Origin of the sequence: Variovorax sp. RCC_210 (assembly GCF_041355175.1) — a bacterium.
In the GTDB taxonomy this organism is placed as follows: Bacteria; Pseudomonadota; Gammaproteobacteria; order Burkholderiales; family Burkholderiaceae_C; genus Variovorax.
This window is the reverse complement of sequence record NZ_JBFUPJ010000021.1, coordinates 26,913-44,123: the sequence shown is the minus strand read 5'-3', so window position 1 is coordinate 44,123 and position 17,211 is coordinate 26,913. Positions and strand designations below refer to the sequence as shown.

The window sequence follows — 17,211 nt, the reverse complement described above, 5'->3', positions numbered from 1 at the left end:
GCCGCGCTCCTACACCGCCCGGCCACGGGCGGCGCACATTCGAAGCCTGAAGGAGTGCGCCCATGTCCACCACGCCGATCACCAAGAAAGCCACCACGCCGCGCGTCCTGTGGAAGGGCGCGATCAGCTTCGGCCTGGTCCACATTCCGGTCGCGCTCTATTCCGCCACCTCCGACCACGGCATCGACTTCGACTGGCTCGACAAGCGCACCATGGACCCGGTGGGCTACAAGCGCATCAACAAGAAGACCGGCAAGGAAATCGCGCGCGAGCACATCGTGAAGGGCATCGCCTACGAAGACGGCGAGTACGTGGTGCTCAGCGACGACGAGATTTCGGCGGCCTACCCCAAGAGCACGCAGACCATCGAGATAGAAACCTTCGTGCCCGCCGACGGCATTCCCTTCGTGTACCTGGAGCGGCCCTACTACGTGGCGCCCATCAACCGTGGCGCCAAGGTGTACGCGCTGCTGCGCGAAACCCTGCACCGCAGCGGCCGCGTGGGCGTGGCGCGCGTCGTCATCCAGACCAAGCAGCACCTGGCGGTGCTGGTGCCCACCGGGCCGGGGCTGGTGCTGAACCTGCTGCGCTGGGGCGCGGACATCCGGCCCTGGGCCGACCTGCCGCTGCCCTCCGAAGACGTGAAGAAGGCCGGCCTGAGCGAGCGCGAGCTGAAGATGGCCAGCCAGCTGGTCGACAACATGAGCACCGACTGGGACCCCGACGAATTCAAGGACGAGTTCAAGGATGAGATCCTGCGGCTGGTCGACAAGAAGGTGAAGGCCGGCCAGACCGAGACGGTGACCCAGCCCGAGCCCGAGGAAAGCAGCGCCGGCGAAGGCCGCGGCGCCAAGATCATCGACCTGACCGAGCTGCTGCAGCGCAGCCTGCGCAAGGGCGGCGGCAAGCCGAGGGCGAAGGCCGACGACGCTGAAGAAGACGCGGAAGACCAGGACGATGAGCCTCCACCCAAGGCCACGTCGAAGCCTCGGAAGCCCGCGGCCAAGCCCGCGCGCAAGGCCACCCCCACGGCCCGCAGCCGGCGCGCCGCCTGACGCCGGACCCCGGGCATGGGCACCACCGCATCGACCGCGCGCCAGGCGCTGGCGCGTTACCACGACAAGCGCGACTTCACGCGCACGCCCGAACCCAAGACGGGCGGCAAGACAACGAAGGGCACGCTGTCCTTCGTCATCCAGAAGCACCACGCGAGCCACCTGCACTACGACTTTCGCCTGGAGCTCGACGGCACGCTGAAGAGCTGGGCCGTGCCGAAGGGCCCCTGCCTCGACCCGACAGTGAAGCGCATGGCCGTGCATGTGGAGGACCACCCGATTTCGTACGCGGACTTCGAAGGCACCATTCCGCCCAAGCAGTACGGCGCGGGCCGCGTCATCGTCTGGGACCGTGGCGACTGGCTGCCGCAAGGCGATGCCAGCGATGCGCGCAAGGCGCTGGCGGCCGGCAAGCTCAAGTTCGAGCTGCGCGGCGAGAAGTTGCACGGCCACTGGACGCTGGTGCGCATGCACGGCAAGGGCGACGAGTCGCACGAGCCCTGGCTGCTCATCAAGGAGCGCGACGGCGAGTCGCGCGCGCTCGGCGAGTACGACGTGCTCGCCGAACAACCCGCGAGCGTGATCACCGGACTGGGCGTGGACGAGGTGGGCCAGCCGCCGAAGAAAGTGGCGAGTGCCAAGGCGCCTGCGAAGAAGGCCGCGGCTGCGAAGGCCCCCGCCAAGGCGTCCACCAAGGTCGCACGCAAGGTCGCACGCAAGGTCGCGCTGCCCGCCACGCTCCAGCCCCAGCTCGCCACCCTCGCGGCGGCGCCGCCTGCATCGCCCGACGAATGGCTGTACGAGCTGAAGTTCGACGGCTATCGCCTGCTCGCGCGCATCGACAAAGGCAAGGTGCAGTGCTTCACGCGCAACGGCCACGACTGGACCGCGAAGCTGCCCGCGCTGGCCAAGGCCCTGGCCAGGCTGCGCACCGACGCGGCCTGGCTCGACGGCGAGATCACGGTCGACGGCGACAACGGCGCGCCCGATTTCCAGGCGCTGCAGAACGCCTTCGACAGCGGCGCCACGTCGCGCATCGCCTACTGGCTGTTCGACGCGCCCTTTCTCGACGGTGAAGACCTGCGCGCGCTGCCCGTCGAGGAGCGCCGCGCGCGGCTGGCGAAGCTGCTCGGCAAGAAGCCGCCCGCGCCCCTGCGCCTGAGCGAATCTTTCGAGGCTTCGCCGCGCGACCTGCTGTTGTCATCCGCGCGCATCGGCTTCGAGGGCATCGTCGGCAAGCGCAAGGGCTCGGCCTATGTGTCGCGCCGCTCGCCCGACTGGATCAAGCTGAAGAACCAGCAGCGCCAGGAGTTCGTGATCGGCGGCTACACCGCGCCCAAGGGCTCGCGCGCGGGGTTCGGCGCCTTGTTGCTGGGCGTGCATGACGAGGTGACCGGCAAGCTTCTCTATTGCGGCAACGTGGGCACCGGCTTCGACGCGAACCGGCTGGCCGACATCAAGGCCCGCCTCGACAAGCTGGCCACCGACGACTGCCCGTTCGCGCCCCGGCCGGCGGGCGTGAAGGCGCAGTGGGTCAAGCCCACGCTGGTGGCGGAGGTCTCGTTCGGCGAATGGACGCGCGAAGACCGCGTGCGCCATTCGGTGTTCCAGGGCCTGCGCGCCGACAAGCCCGCGCGCGACATCCGCCGTGAGCGCGCGCAGCCGGCCGAAGGCGCCGACGCTGCGCCGAAGCGCAAGGGCGAGCACAGGGACAAGGACAAGGGAGCGACCCCACCCATGGCACTCAAGATCAGCCACGCCGAGCGCGTGATCGACAAGCAGAGCGGCACCACCAAGGGCGAGCTCGCCGCCTACTACGACCGCGTGGCCACGCTCATGCTGCCGCACCTGCGCGGGCGGCCGGTGTCGCTGGTGCGCGCGCCCGAGGGCGTGGGCGGCGAGCTGTTCTTCCAGAAGCACATCCAGAACCGCGAGATTCCCGGCGTGAAGCTGCTCGACCCCGCGCTCGACCTGGGCCACGAGCCGCTGCTGCAGATCGACACGAAGACCGGGCTGATCGGTGCGGCGCAGATGAACGTCATCGAGCTGCACACCTGGAACGCCACCTCGCGCGCCATCGGCAAGCCCGACCGCATGACCTTCGACCTGGACCCGGGCGAGGGCGTGGCGTGGCCGCAGATCCAGGAGGCCGCGATGCTGGTGCGCACGCTGCTCGACGAGATGGGCCTGCCGTCATTCCTGAAGACCAGCGGCGGCAAGGGCCTGCACGTGGTGGTGCCGGTGCGCCGGCAGTACGACTGGGACACCGTCAAGGGCTTTTCGCAGGCGGTGGTGGTGCATCTTGCGCAGACCATTCCGCAACGCTTCGTCGCCAAGAGCGGGCCGCGCAACCGGGTGGGCAAGGTGTTTGTCGACTACCTGCGCAACGGGTTCGGCGCGACGACGGTGGCCGCGTGGTCGGCGCGGTCGCGGCCGGGGCTGGGGGTGTCGGTGCCGGTGGCGTGGGAGGAGCTGCCGGAGCTGACGAGCGCGTCGCAGTGGACGGTGGCGAACGCGGTGGAGCGGTTCGACATAGGGAACACGCCGTGGGATGCGATGGAGGGCAGCCGCAAGGGGCTGGCCGCGGCGATGAAGCTGCTGGGCTACAAGTAGCGGCCTGTGCTTTTCTCCCTCCCCCTTTGGGGGAGGGTCGGGGTGGGGGCACGACGGCCTCCAGGACCACGCGGCGCCTCATCGAAGGCCTGCCCCCATCCCCGCCTTCCCCCAAAGGGGGAAGGAGCAATACCGCTGCTACAGCACTTCTTCCGTCGTCACATCGAACCGCTGCAGCGTGTTCGCCCCGAACATCATCGTGATCGGCACGTCCGCCGCGTCCCGTCCGCGCGCGATCACGATGCGGCCGATGCGCGGCGTGTTGTGGCGCGCGTCGAAGGTGTGCCAGCGGTTGCCCAGGTACACCTCGAACCACGCGCTGAAGTCCATCGGGTAGCGCACCGGCGGAATGCCGATGTCGCCCAGGTAGCCCGTCACGTAGCGCGCCGGAATGTTCATGCAGCGGCACAGCGTGATCGCCAGGTGCGCGAAGTCGCGGCACACGCCCGTTCCCTCGCGGAAACCCTCCAACGCGGTGCGCGTGGCGCGTGCGTTCTGGTAGTCGAAGCGCAGGTGCCGGTGCACGAAGTCGCAGATGGCCTGCACCCGCGACCAGCCCGGCGTCACGTTCAGGAAGTTGGCCCAGGCGAACTGCAGCAGCTCGCTGTCGACCTCGCAATAGCGGCTGGGCAGCACGAAGGGCAGCGTGGACACGGGAAGGTCGGCCGCTCCGTGCTCGATGGCGCCGTAGTCCACCGGGTCGGGCCAGCCGGTGTCGTACACCACCGCGTGGTTGCGCAGCCGCACGCTGCTCGTGCCGTACGGAATGTGCACGCGCGCGCAGTGGTTGTCGAAGCTGTCGCGGTAGTGGTCGGTGACCAGCGGCGGGCTGATGGTGATGTTCTCCCCGCCTTGCAGGTCCGCCGCGCGCGACGGGTGCACCTGCAGCATGTAGATCAATGCGGTGGGGGCGGTCACGCCGAGTTCGATGTCGAAACCGATCCTGATCTGCATGGGTGTCTTTCTTCCCTGGGTGATCCGGGCGGTGCGGCCGGTGCGCGAAGCATGGAACGACAAGCACGATTGATGCCGCCTGCAGTGTCCGCACCCATGCTATGCGACGAACGCGCGCACGCCCCACGGCCATGAAGCCCGACCCCGCGTAGGTTGCCGCTCCGGCGCTGTCGGTGCGCTCCTACCGCGTGCGCCCGCCTTCTCCCACAAAGGGGGGAGGGGCGCCACTACGGCCCCGGGGCAGGGCGAAACATAACCTTGCAATTCGCTTGCAGCCCACACCCGCACTGCATCCGTGGATGGCATCTGCGGACCGCGCGGGCGAAGCACCGAACCCGTTAACTGCCGCCGGTCCCGGCTCCGATCTGTCTGCTTCCTTGGAGGGAATCATGGAGTTTTCTTCGCTTTTCGACACGCTCACCACCACCTGGGGCGACGAAATCCTCGTGTGGGCCGTCGCCGCCGTGGCGGGCTGCATCTGCTTGATCGCCGTGGTCAACGTGCTCGACATGTTCCTCGACAACAACGAAATGGGCTGAGCGCCCTCCCCATGAAAGACTCCAGGTCCACGATGACGCCACAGAACAAGGCCGCCGCCGGCCGCCGCACCAGCGCCTCGAAGGCCAGCGATGGCGCCAACGCCAAGCAGCAGCAGCTCGAAGGCTTCACCGTCGAGCATCCGTCGACCCTGACCACCAACCAGGGCCTGCAGATACCGGACAACCACAACTCGCTGAAGGCCGGCGTGCGCGGCCCCACGCTGCTCGAAGACTTCATCCTGCGCGAGAAGATCACGCACTTCGACCACGAGCGCATTCCCGAGCGCGCCGTGCACGCGCGCGGTTCGGCGGCCCACGGCTACTTCCAGGTCTACAAGTCGATGTCGCAGTTCACCTGCGCCGACTTCCTGCAGGATCCGGACGCCAAGACGCCCGTTTTCGTGCGCTTCTCGACCGTGGCCGGCTCGCGCGGCTCGGCCGACACCGTGCGCGACGTGCGCGGCTTCGCCGTCAAGTTCTATACCCGCGAAGGCAACTACGACCTCGTGGGCAACAACATTCCGGTGTTCTTCATCCAGGACGCGATGAAGTTCCCCGACCTCATTCACGCCGTCAAGCCCGAGCCGCACCACGAGATGCCGCAGGCCGCGAGCGCGCACGACACCTTCTGGGACTTCGCCTCGCTCATGCCCGAGAGCACCCACATGCTGATGTGGGCCATGAGCGACCGCGCCATTCCGCGCAGCCTTCGCATGATGGAAGGCTTTGGGGTGCACACCTTCCGCTTCATCAACGCCCGCGGCGAGAGCCACTTCGTGAAGTTCCACTGGAAGCCCAAGCTCGGCATCCACGGCCTGGTGTGGGACGAGGCACAGAAGATCGCCGGCAAGGACGCCGACTTCCACCGCCGCGACCTGTGGGAAGCCATCGAGAACGGCGACTTCCCCGAATGGGAACTGGGCGTGCAGATGATTCCGGCCGACAAGGAACATTCGCTGGGCTTCGACCTGCTCGACCCCACCAAGCTCATTCCCGAAGAGATGGTGCCCGTGCAGAAGATCGGCCGGCTGGTGCTCAACCGCAACCCCGACAACTTCTTCGCCGAGACCGAGCAGGTGGCTTTCCACCCCGGCCACGTGGTGCCGGGCATCGACTTCAGCAACGACCCGCTGCTGCAGGGTCGGCTGTTCTCGTACACCGACACGCAGATCTCGCGCCTGGGCGGCGCCAACTTCCACGAGCTGCCCATCAACAAGGCCGTGTGCCCGTTCCACAACATGCAGCGCGACGGCATGCACCGCCAGACCATCGCGCGCGGCCAGGTGGCCTACGAGCCCAACACGCTGGGCAGCGGCACCGAATTCCGCGTGGACGGCGGCAGCAACGGCTTCCAGTCGTTCCCCGAGGAAATCGACCCGCCCAAGGTGCGCCGGCGCAGCCCCTCGTTCGACGACCACTTCACGCAGGCGCGCCTGTTCTTCAACAGCCAGAGCGCGCCCGAGAAGGAACACATCATCGCGGCCTTCCGCTTCGAGCTGTCGAAGCTCGAGGTGCCGGCCATTCGCCAGCGCATGGTCGACAACCTCGCGCACGTGGACGAGAAGCTCGCACGCCGCGTGGCCGAGCCCCTGGGCATCGGCGAGCCCGATGCCAAGGCCGCCGCAGGGCGCGCAGGGTTCCGCGACCACCGCATGTCGCTGCCCATCGACGAGTCGCCCGCGCTCAGCATGGCCGACACCGGCGACGGCTCCATCCGCACGCGCAAGATCGCCATCCTGGTGGCCGACGGTGTCGATTCGGCTTCGCTCAAGCCCATTCGCGACGCGCTCGAACAGGCCGGCGCGCAGTGCAAGGTGGTGGGCCCGCGCCTGGGCACCGTGGCCAGCGCATCGAAGCGCCAGATCGACGTGGACATGACCTTCGCCAACACACCGTCGGTGATGTTCGACGCCGTGCTGGTGCCCGCGGGCAGCGAAGCCGCGGCCGCCATGGCCGGCATCGGCGACGCGGTGCACTTCGTGCTGGAGGCCTACAAGCACTGCAAGGCCATCTGCACGGTGGGCGAGGGCGTGCAGCTGCTGTCGACGCTGGGCATCGCGGCCGACACGCAACAGGCCGACGCGCCCGCCGGCGTGGTGGTGGCGGCAACGCCGGTCACCAACATGGGCGATGCATCGGCGGCCGCTCAGGTGGCGAGCGACTTCATCGCCGCGATCGCGAAGCACCGGCATTGGGACCGGGCGAACGTGGACGCAGTGCCGGCTTGATTCACCAAGCCGCCGTCGTGGCCGTGGCCACGCGCGCGGCGGCTCGCTACGGCGCCTTTACGGCGCCGTAGTCCGTTCGCGCTAGACCTTATTGCGAATAGCCGCGGTACCCCCCCGCTCCTAGACTTTCCCCACGAGGCCTGAACGGCGCGCACTTCTGCGACGCCGACGGCCCGCCTCCGGCGGGCTCGAAGGGCCATGCGTGGGGGTCCAATGGCTTGGTTTTCGAGATGGGGATGGAAGCGCCCTGCGCGCCTTCGTGCGCGTGCGGCAGGGGCCGTCGCGCTGGCGGGTGTCACGGGCGCGCTGCTTGCGGGCCTGGCGCCCGCGGCATCGGCGCAGCAGCCCACCGCGCAGGCGGTGGCCAATGCCGAGGCGGCGGGCAGCCGCATGGAGCAGTCCCGGCTCGACGACGGCGACACCCTGCTGGCGCTCACCAGCCAGGGCGCGGTGCTCTACGGCGAAGACGCGGTCAAGCTCTCGGGCTACCAGTACTGCAGCCAGGCCGTGGCGCTGGCCGAAGCCGGCGAGTTTCGCCAGAGCGTGCGCGCCGCCAGCAAGGCGCTGCACCTGGCCAACGCCACCAACGACCCCAACCTGCTGGCCATGGCCAACCGGGACCTGGCCATCGTCTACAGCTACTCGGGCCAGCTCGACAAGGCCGAGGAGTTCGCGCGCGAGGCGCTACGCCATCCGGCGCGCGACCCCAAGCTGGTGGTCGGCCCCGCGCAGAAAGTGATCGGCGACGTGCGCACGCGCCGCGGCGATTTCTCGGGCGCGGTGCTCAGCTACGACGAGGCGCTGGCCAACAGCTCGCCGCGCTATGCGCCGCTGGTGCAGGCCTCGCTGGTGAACGCGCTGATCGAGTCGGGCGACGCGGCGCGGGCGCGCCAGGTGCTGGGCACCATGGCGCCGCCGAAAGACGCCCCGCTCACCGCCTTGCTCGACCGCACCCGCGCGCGCCTGCTGCTGGCCGAGAACAAACCGGCCGAGGCGCGCGACATGTACCGCGCGCTCACCGCGCGGCAGGTCGGCACCGACACCGAGTACTACCGCCTGTGGGCGTGGGACGGCGTGGCCCGCAGCGAGCTCGCGCTGGGCCAGAAGCAGGCCGCGGCCGAGGCCGTGGGGCGCGCGCTGGGCGACGTGGACAAGGTGCGCGCGCGCTTTCGCAGCGAAGAATTCAAGATGGGCCTGTTCTCCGACCTGCAGTCGGTGTTCGAGCGCGGCGTGGCCGTGTACAGCGACGCGGGCGACGCGCGCCAGGCCTTCGAGGTGAGCGAGCACAGCCGCTCGCGCGCGCTGCTCGACGCGGTGCGCGGCCGCGCGAAGATCAACGAGCAGGCCGCCACCACCATCGACCTGGCCGCGCTGCAGCGCACGCTGGCGCCCGACGAGCGCGTGGTGCAGTTCCACTCGCTGCCCGACCGCCTGGTGGTGTGGATCGTGAGCCCCACCGACATCGCCGAGAAGACGGTGGCGGTGAAGCGCGACGACCTGACCGAGCTGGTCGAGACCTTCCGCAACTCCATCGTGCGCGGCCGGCGCACGGCCATCGCCAACGCCGACAAGCTGGGCGCCGCATTGCTGGGCCCGCTCGGCCTGGCACCGGGGCAGCGGCTGGTCGTGGTGCCCCACGGCCCGCTGCACTACCTGCCGTTCCAGGCGCTGCGGCTGGACGGCCGCTACATCATCGAGACGCATCCGGTGGCGGTGGCGCCGTCGATCAGCATCGCGGTGCAGCTCGCGCAGCGCACGCCGCGCGTGAACGCCTCGCTGGTGGCCTTCGGCAACCCGCGCATCGAGGACAAGTACGACCTGCCCGGCGCCGAGACCGAGGTGAAGCAGCTCGCGCAGCTGTTCCCGCGCAACACGCTGTACATGGGCGCGGCCGCCACCAAGACCCAGTTCCGCGACGTGGCCTCGCGCTCGCCGCTGATGCACGTGGCGGCGCACGCGGAGGCCGACGCGGTCGACCCGCTGTACTCGCGCATCCTGCTGGCCAACGAGGGCGGCAAGCAGAATTTCCTGGAGGCCCACGAGATCCTCGACCTGCCGATGCAGGGCACCGCGCTGGTCACCCTGTCGGCCTGCGAGTCGGGGCTCGGGCGCATCGCGCAGGGCGACGAGGTGCTGGGCTTCACGCGGTCGTTTCTCTCGGCCGGCAGCTCCAGCCTGATCGCTTCGTTGTGGCCCGTCTCCGACGACGCCACCGCGGTGCTCATGGGCACGCTCTACGGCGAGCTCGCCAAGGGCCGCGACATCCAGAAGGCGATGCAGGCCGGCCAGCTCGCGGTGTTGAAGGACCCCAAGATGTCCCACCCCTTCTTCTGGGCGCCGTTCAACCTGATCGGCAACTGGCGCCTGACGGTGGGAGGCTGACATGTCGATCTTCCCCTTTGGAACTTCCGGTCCCTGTGCCGGGTTCGAGGTTCGCTGTTCAGGGCGGGCTCACGCCGAAGCGGTCAACACAACAGCAGCAAAAGAGCAGGGTGGAGCATCGAGATGAGGACACGTGCCAGCCAACGACCCACGCCGATTGCCTTCGCAGTCACCGCACTGGTGAGTGCCGCCTTGCTGGTGGCCACGCAACGCACCCACGCGGCGGACGCGGACCCCCACACCCTGCTTCCCACGCAAGACCCCTGCGGCACTTGCAGCCGGCCGCTTGCACAGGCCCAGACCACCGATGCCGCCGCGCCGCAGACGCTTCCCACGCCGCCGCGCCCCGCCGGCATCGCGTTCAAGCTCACCGACCTGCGGCTCAACGGCGTGAAGGCGCTGAGCAACGAGGAACTGCAGTCCATCACCGCCCCCTACATCGGCCGCGACGTCACGCTCGGCGACCTCGAGGAGCTGGCCAAGGCCATCACCGCGCGCTACAAGGAGCGCGGCTACTTTCTCGCGCAGGCCGTGGTGCCCGTGCAGACCGTGCGCGACGGCGTCGTGGAAATCAGCGTCATCGAAGGCCGCCTCGGCAAGGTCGACGTGGTCGTCGCGCCCGACGCGCCCCTCAGCGAGGCGCGCGTGCGCGGCTTCCTGGCGCCGCTGCAACCCGGCGAGGCCGTCAACGCGCCCGCCTACGAGCGCGCCATGCTGCTGCTGTCGGACCAGCCCGGCGTCAAGGTGTCCTCTGGCTTGCAAGAGGGCGGGCAGACCGGCACCACCGACCTGTCGGTCGAGGTCACGGCCGCGCCGCGCTGGGCCTTCACCGGCGAGGCCGACAACCACGGCACCAAGGAATCGGGGCGCTTTCGCGTGGGCGGCACCGCGCGCTGGCTCAGCCCGTTCGGCATCGGCGACAACCTCGACGCGCGCGTCATGGTCTCCAACAACAGCGCGCTGCAGTTCGGCCGCGTGTCGTACGAGGCGCCCATCGGCACCAGCGGGCTGCGCGCGGGCGTGGGGCTGTCGCGTGTCAGCTACGACCTGGGCGGGCAGTTTTCCGACCTCGAGGCGCAGGGCCGCGCCAACGTGTTTGACGTGTCGCTCAACTACCCGCTCATTCGGCAGCGCCAGCAGAACCTGTTCCTGCGCCTGAGCGCCGACAGCAAGGACCTGAACGACGAGATCCGCGCGTTCGAGTTCGACTCCAAGAAGCGCGTGCGCGGCTTCGGCGTGGGCTGGACGTGGGAGCGGCGCGACGACGTGCTGGGCGGCGGCTACTGGGCCAGCTCGGGCACGCTGTACCACGGCTCGCTGTCCATCCGCGATCCGCAGAGCCTGGCCGACGACCAGGCCCTGGGCGGGCGCCACACCGAAGGCGGCTTCAGCAAGCTGAGCTTCCAGCTGTCGCGGCTGCAGGCCATCGTGCCGCGGCACTCGCTGTACCTGTCCATCGGCGGCCAGTGGGCCAGCAAGAACCTCGATGCGTCCGAAAAGCTCGCGCTCGGCGGCGCGCGCGCGGTGCGCGCCTACCCCTCGGGCGAGCTGCTGGCGGACCAGGGCGTGATCGGCACCGTCGAGTGGCGCTGGTCGGTGAACGAAGAGCTCACGCCCTTCCTGTTCTACGACGCGGCGCGCGGCCGGCTGGCGCGCCACCCCTCGCCGTTCGACGGCGAGAACTCGCACAGCCTGCGCGGCTACGGCCTGGGGCTGAGCTGGTCGCGGCCGGGCAATTTCTCGATCAACGCGACGCTGGCATGGCGCGACGGCACGCCCCGGCCCCTGACCGACGGCGCCGAGCGCGGCCCGCGGCTGTACGTCCAGCTTCAAAAGGCGTTCTGACCATGAAGCCACGCAAACTCCAAACCCCATCGTTGCGCCACCCGCTGCGCACTCAGCTGCGCCACCCGCTGCAGCTTCCGCTGCGGCCGCTGGCCCTCTCGCTCGCGTGCATGGGCATGGCGCCCGCGCTGGCGCTGGCGCAGGTCATCCTGCCGAGCTTCCAGCCGGGCATGTTCGCCACGCAGGGCATGGTCACGGTCAACCCCGTGACCACGCTCGCGCCGCGCGGCGGCCAGGCGCTGGGCATCACGCAGGGCTCGCTGCGCGCGATCATCGACTGGAACAGCTTCTCCATCGGCGCCAAGGACGCGGTGAACATCCAGCAGAGCCTGGGCGCCTCCAGCATCCTGCTGAACCGCGTGACCGGCAACGAGCTCTCGACCATCGCCGGCCAGCTCACCGCCAACGGCCGCGTGTTCCTCATCAACCCGAACGGCGTGCTGTTCAGCCAGGGCGCGAGCGTGAACGTGGGCGGCCTGCTGGCCTCCACGCTGGGCATGACCACCAGCGACGCGAACTTTCTCGACGGCAGGACCAGCCTCACCTTCGAGCGCGCCAACGCCGACACCACCACCGTGCGCAACCTGGGCGACATCACCGCCACCGGCGGGCCGGTGGTGCTGATGGGCGCGGGCGTGAGCAACGAAGCCACCGGCACCATCACCGCCGACGGCCAGGCCGTGGCGCTGGCCTCGGGGCGAAAGATCACGCTGGACATCGGGGGCGACGGCCTCACCAGCCTGAACATCCTGCCGGACTCCATGGCCACCAAGGCCGCGGTCGCCAACAGCGGCACGCTGCAGGCCAACGGCGGGCGCGTGGTGCTGGTGGGCCAGTCGACCACGGCCGGCGACCTGGTGGTGAACCAGAGCGGCACCGTGCGCGCCAATTCGCTGGGCATGAAGAACGGCGAGATCGTGCTCAGCGCGGGCAGCGACAACGAAGTGCGCGTCGGCGGCACGCTGCAGGCCACGTCGACCGGCACCGTGGCCGGCGGCCGCATCGCGGTGAGCGCGGGCAATGTGCGCGTGGAAAACGCCACGCTCGACGCCAGCGGCGAGGCGGGTGGCGGCACGGTGCAGCTGGCTGCGCTGAACGGCCTGTCGGTGGCGCCCAGCGCCACGCTGCGCGCGAACGGCAGCGCCGGCAATGCCGCTGGCGGCGAGATCCGCATCGAAGCGGCCAGCTACGCGGCGCTGCCCGGCGTGGGCAACGAGGCGCCCCCGGCCACCGTGCTGGGCCTGCACCTGTCGGGCGAGTTGTCGGCCCAGGGCTCGGGCAGCGGCAAGGGCGGGACCATCGTCACCAGCGCGAACGCGGTCGAGGTCGGCAGCGACCTTTCCGTCTCCGCGGCAGGTGGCACCAATGGTGGGGCCAACGGGCAGTGGACCCTGCAGTCCGAAAAGCAGATCCTCGTCACGCCCACAGCGCCGGCATACGACGCGGGCGCCTACCCGAGCGCAGGCGGCGCGGCCACCAGCCAGGTGAGCGACACGGCCCTCGGCGATGCGCTCGGCCGTTCGACCGACGTGGTGCTCAGCAGCAACGCGCGCAACGCCGAAGGCGGTCAGGAAGCGCTGGGCGTGGTGTTCGACACGTCGGCCCAGGTGGTGAAGAACGCGGGCGGCAGCGCGTCGCTGCGCGTCGACTCCGCCACCGGCATCGGCATGTCCGCGCGCTCGGCGATCCAGTCGAAGACGGGCGCGTTGAATGTCGACTTCAACGCCGACGCCTTCGGTGCGCCGCTGCCGGCCGGCGACATGCCGATCGCCAACACATCGGGCCTGCGCACCGCGCCCATCGTGATGACCGACGCGACCATCGACACCAACGGTGGCAACGTGCGTTTCTACGGCCAGGGCGACGCGCAGAACGGCCGCGCCATTGGCTACACCGACGACACCTACTTCAACGTGCCGTACGAAAGCGCTGGCGTGCAGGTGACGGGCGGGCGCATCTCGACCTGCGCGCCGGGCGCGGCCAGCTGCGCGCTGGGCGGCACCATCAGCCTGCGCGGGCAGGGCGGCACCGTGGTGTCGAGCTCGACCTTCTCGGGCAGCACCGGCGTGCTGATCTCGAGCGCGGAAATCCTGAGCGGCAGCGGCGGCATCACCCTCGACGGCGTCGGCGGCCTGGGCGGCACCGGCGTGGCGACGGGGCAGACGTCGGACGAAGGCGGTCCGGGCGCGCGCAGCCGCATCGCATCGGCCAGCGGCGACATCACCGTGCGCGGCGCCACCCGCGGATGGACCGACGCCGACCCGGTCGCCGACTGGTCGTCGCGCGCGGCACCGGTCGGCGTGGCGGTGAACGGCACCGACATCACCACCGGCGGCAACGTGCGCATCGAAGGCAAGGGCGCCGACCTGGGCGCGCTGCTGGCCAACGACGCGTTCCGCAAGCTCTCGGCGTCGTCCAGCATCGTGGCCTCGCGGGGCGTGATCGTGGGCGATTCGAGCGTCGTGGCGGGGCAGGGCCGCCGCATCGACATCGTGGGCACCACCGGCAGCGCCGGCGTGGTGTACGACTTCAACGGCGATCCGCTGCCGCCGTCGGGCACCATCGACGAAGGCCTCACGCCCGCGGCGGTGTGGATCCGCGCGAGCGGTGCCGACCAGGGCCTGCGGGCCGAGGGCGGTCAGATCGCGGTGACCGGCGGCACCGGCGACGTGCTGCTGCAGCGCGGCACGCAGGACGATGCCTTGCTGAGCACCGCGAGCGACAGCGGCGCCGGCGGTGCCATCACCGTCACCGGGCGCAACATCTACGCCGGCGGACTGGCCGGTGCGACCGGCACGCTGGCCGACGCGAGCGGCGTGGGCACGGCCGGCGACGTGCGCCTGCAGGCCTCCACGCGCACCAGCGACAACACCGGCGGCATGCTGGCGGTGGGAGCGGGGCTGTCGGTGCTGGCGGACAGCGCCGGTGCCACCGGCAACGGCGGCAACATCCGCCTGCTGGCGGACAACAGCCTGCGCGCGCACGGCACGCTGTCGGCGCGCGGCGGCACGGCGGGCGGCAACGGCGGCTTCATCGAGACTTCGGGCGCCAACGTGGACCTGACCGGCATCCGCGTGAACGCGGGCGCGCCGGCGGGCACCGCCGGAAGCTGGCTGGTCGATCCCTTCTCGGTGGCCATCGTGAACGGCACCGGCGGCGGCACGCTGCCGACCAACCCCTTCGACGCGCTGGCGAACTCGACCATCCAGGACGGCGACATCAACGCCGCGCTCAACGGCGGCTCCAGCGTGAAGATCACCACCGGCACGGGCGGCGTGGGCTCGGGCAGCATCACGCTGGCCAACGACGTGCTCATCGACTACACCGCGGCCGCCGGCCCGCTGAGCTTCGAGCTGGTCTCGGGCAACAGCATCCAGGCCAACGGCGTGGGCACCACCATCCGCTCCTCGGGCGCGGGCGGGCCGCTGAACGTGGTGTTTAACGCGGGCTTCAACCCCGACGGCACGCCCTCGGCGTCGACCGGCAACATCACCTACAACGGCAGCATCGACACGCGCGGCGGCAGCGTCGCCATGACCGCGCGCGGCAACGGCACGCCCACCAGCGGCCTGATCAACATGAACGGCGCGCGCGTGCAGACCGGCGGCGGCGCCGTCACGCTCTACAGCGGCCAGGCGGGCGCGCCCACGGGCTATGTCACGCTGGTCGATTCGCAGATCGACACTCGCGTTGGCCAGAGCGACGCCGGCGCGGGCGGCGCGGTGCAGATCGCGGGCGGCAACGTCCGGCTGGCGGGCGTGCAGATTGCAAGCTCGAGCGGCGCCATCGACATCCGCGGCAGCTCGGCGGACTGGAACAGCGGCGTGGTCATCACCGACGGCCGCGCGGCCTCGGCGCTGTCGACCACCAGCGGCAACGTGACGGTGCAGGGCGTGGCGCGGCGCCAGGCCTCGTCGACCTTCGCCGGCTCGCACGGCGTGCTGGTGAACGGCGGCAGCAGCATCACCAGCGGCAGCGGCACCATCGCGCTGCGCGGCTACAACTTCAACAACGACGCCACGGCGCCCACCGCACCGGGAACAGGCGGCGACAGCGGCGTGCGGCTGGAGAACGGCGCGCGCATCGTCACCACGGGCGGCGGCGGCGTCGAGATCACGGGCCGCTCGGCCAACGGCGGGGCGGGCGTGGCCATCGAGGCCGGCGGCTCGCCGACCGCGCCGGGCGCGCTGCCGGTGGTGCAGGGCAGCGGCAACGTGGTGCTGCGCGCGGTGAACGACGGCAGCACCGACGCCATCGTCATCGGCGCGCCGGTGAGCGCGGCGGGCGTCATCGACCTGCGCCCGGGCGGCATGGACGCCAACTTCGCGGCCTCCGACGCGACCACCACGCCCGTGGTGCTCGGCGGCGCGGGCACGGGCGGCTTCTCGGTGTCGGGTGCCGAGTTCGCGCGGCTCAGCGCGCCCACCATCGTGGCGGGCAGCAGCACGCAGGCGGCGGACATCACCGTGGCCGGCGCGCTGGCCACGCCGGGCGCGCTGACGCTGCAGAACGACGCGGGCGGCAACATCGCGGTCAACGGCGCCATCAATGCGTCGCAGGTGGGGCTGCTGTCGGCCGGCAACATCGCGCAATCGGCGGCGGGGGCCATCACCGCCGGCAGCCTGCTGGCGCGCTCGCTGAAGGGCGACGTCGACCTGCGCAACCCGGCGAACAACGTGGCCACCGTGGGCGGCGGCGCCGCGGGCGGCTTCGGCTATGTGGACGCCAACGCGGTGACCATCGGCGCGCTGAGCGTCAACGGCTTCGACGCCGCCACCAACCAGGCGACACCCACCGGCGTGGGGTCGATGGCGGCCAACACGGTGTTCGTGCGCACGCTGGCGGACGACCTCACGCTGGGCACGACGGTGGCCGGCGGCACGGGCACCGACCTGGTGGCGGCGGCGCGCTTCCAGAACCCGGGCAGCTTCGCCATCAACGGCGGCGCGTGGCGCATCTGGGCCGACACCTGGGTGGGCGAGACGCGCGGCGGCCTTGCCGGCACCGGCACGCTGCCCAACCTGTACCACTGCGCCTACCTGGGCCTGTGCACGGTGACGGTGCCCGCGGGCGGCAACCACTTCATCTACGCGCAGCAGCCGACTGCCACCGTGACCATCGACAACGCCGCGCGGCCCCAGGGCGCGCCGAACCCGTTCTTCACGTACAGCGTGAGCGGGCTGATATTGGGCGACAACGCCTCCAGCTTCAGCGGCGCGCCGGGCACCACCGCCAACTTCGGCAGCCCGCCGGGCAGCTACCCCATCGACGGCGCCTTCGCCTCGGCCGCGGGCTACGCGGTGAAGGTGGTGCCGGGCGTGCTGCGGGTGGACCCGGGCCCGGCCGTGCCGCTGTTCCGGCCGTCGGACCTGCCTTCGGTGGACGTGGTGCGCGAGCTGCCGTCGACCTATCTCTACGACCGCAACATCGGCCAGGCACCGATCTGCCTGGCGACCGGTCCGCTGGACGGCGACCGCGCTTCGCAGGCCGGCGACGTGCTGGCGCGCGAATGGTCGCGCGTGCGTTCGCGGCCCAACCTGCTGAGCTGCGTGAACACCGAGCGGCGCAACGGCTGCGCGGACTTCTGAGCCTGCG

Annotated in this window: 8 protein-coding genes; 7 read left to right on the top strand and 1 reads right to left on the bottom strand. The window is 70.5% G+C overall.

All coding sequences use genetic code 11. The annotated features are described in order from the left end of the window. Positions 1-62 precede the first annotated feature (62 nt). Positions 63-1,055, top strand: coding sequence for a Ku protein (locus AB6807_RS36035; RefSeq protein ID WP_371088333.1), 993 nt, complete (start codon positions 63-65; stop codon positions 1,053-1,055). Positions 1,056-1,070: 15 nt separating this feature from the next. After that, positions 1,071-3,668, top strand: a complete 2,598-nt coding sequence (ligD, locus tag AB6807_RS36030; protein WP_371088332.1) for a DNA ligase D — start codon at positions 1,071-1,073, stop codon at positions 3,666-3,668. Positions 3,669-3,806: 138 nt separating this feature from the next. Here the strand turns inward: ligD and AB6807_RS36025 are convergent, their stop codons facing one another. Beyond that, positions 3,807-4,622 carry a transglutaminase family protein gene (locus AB6807_RS36025; protein WP_286517181.1) on the bottom strand — a complete coding sequence of 272 codons (816 nt, stop codon included), beginning with the start codon at positions 4,620-4,622 and terminating at the stop codon, positions 3,807-3,809. 389 nt (positions 4,623-5,011) lie between these two features. Between AB6807_RS36025 and AB6807_RS36020 the strand changes: the two genes are divergently transcribed. The 5 genes from AB6807_RS36020 to AB6807_RS36000 all read left to right on the top strand — a co-directional run bounded on the left by AB6807_RS36020 (position 5,012) and on the right by AB6807_RS36000 (position 17,204). Continuing rightward, positions 5,012-5,161: a hypothetical protein gene (locus AB6807_RS36020; protein ID WP_165840442.1), complete on the top strand. Its 150-nt coding sequence runs from the start codon at positions 5,012-5,014 to the stop codon at positions 5,159-5,161. A gap of 32 nt (positions 5,162-5,193) precedes the next feature. After that, positions 5,194-7,389, top strand: coding sequence for a catalase HPII (katE, locus tag AB6807_RS36015; protein ID WP_371088331.1), 2,196 nt, complete (start codon positions 5,194-5,196; stop codon positions 7,387-7,389). A 213-nt stretch (positions 7,390-7,602) separates the two neighbouring features. Then, positions 7,603-9,771, top strand: a complete 2,169-nt coding sequence (locus AB6807_RS36010) for a CHAT domain-containing protein (protein ID WP_116912366.1) — start codon at positions 7,603-7,605, stop codon at positions 9,769-9,771. Positions 9,772-9,894: 123 nt separating this feature from the next. Next, complete coding sequence (locus AB6807_RS36005; protein ID WP_371088330.1) at positions 9,895-11,616, top strand: ShlB/FhaC/HecB family hemolysin secretion/activation protein; 1,722 nt, start codon at positions 9,895-9,897, stop codon at positions 11,614-11,616. Positions 11,617-11,618: 2 nt separating this feature from the next. After that, positions 11,619-17,204, top strand: a complete 5,586-nt coding sequence (locus tag AB6807_RS36000; RefSeq protein ID WP_371088329.1) for a filamentous hemagglutinin N-terminal domain-containing protein — start codon at positions 11,619-11,621, stop codon at positions 17,202-17,204. Positions 17,205-17,211 lie beyond the last annotated feature (7 nt).

What these genes read in the sequence shown, in the direction of transcription:
- AB6807_RS36035 (WP_371088333.1), top strand. Translation starts at nt 63, where the DNA reads ATGTCCACCACGCCGATCACCAAGAAAGCCACCACGCCGCGCGTCCTG.
- ligD (WP_371088332.1), top strand. Translation starts at nt 1,071, where the DNA reads ATGGGCACCACCGCATCGACCGCGCGCCAGGCGCTGGCGCGTTACCAC.
- AB6807_RS36025 (WP_286517181.1), bottom strand. Translation starts at nt 4,622, where the DNA reads ATGCAGATCAGGATCGGTTTCGACATCGAACTCGGCGTGACCGCCCCC.
- AB6807_RS36020 (WP_165840442.1), top strand. Translation starts at nt 5,012, where the DNA reads ATGGAGTTTTCTTCGCTTTTCGACACGCTCACCACCACCTGGGGCGAC.
- katE (WP_371088331.1), top strand. Translation starts at nt 5,194, where the DNA reads ATGACGCCACAGAACAAGGCCGCCGCCGGCCGCCGCACCAGCGCCTCG.
- AB6807_RS36010 (WP_116912366.1), top strand. Translation starts at nt 7,603, where the DNA reads ATGGCTTGGTTTTCGAGATGGGGATGGAAGCGCCCTGCGCGCCTTCGT.
- AB6807_RS36005 (WP_371088330.1), top strand. Translation starts at nt 9,895, where the DNA reads ATGAGGACACGTGCCAGCCAACGACCCACGCCGATTGCCTTCGCAGTC.
- AB6807_RS36000 (WP_371088329.1), top strand. Translation starts at nt 11,619, where the DNA reads ATGAAGCCACGCAAACTCCAAACCCCATCGTTGCGCCACCCGCTGCGC.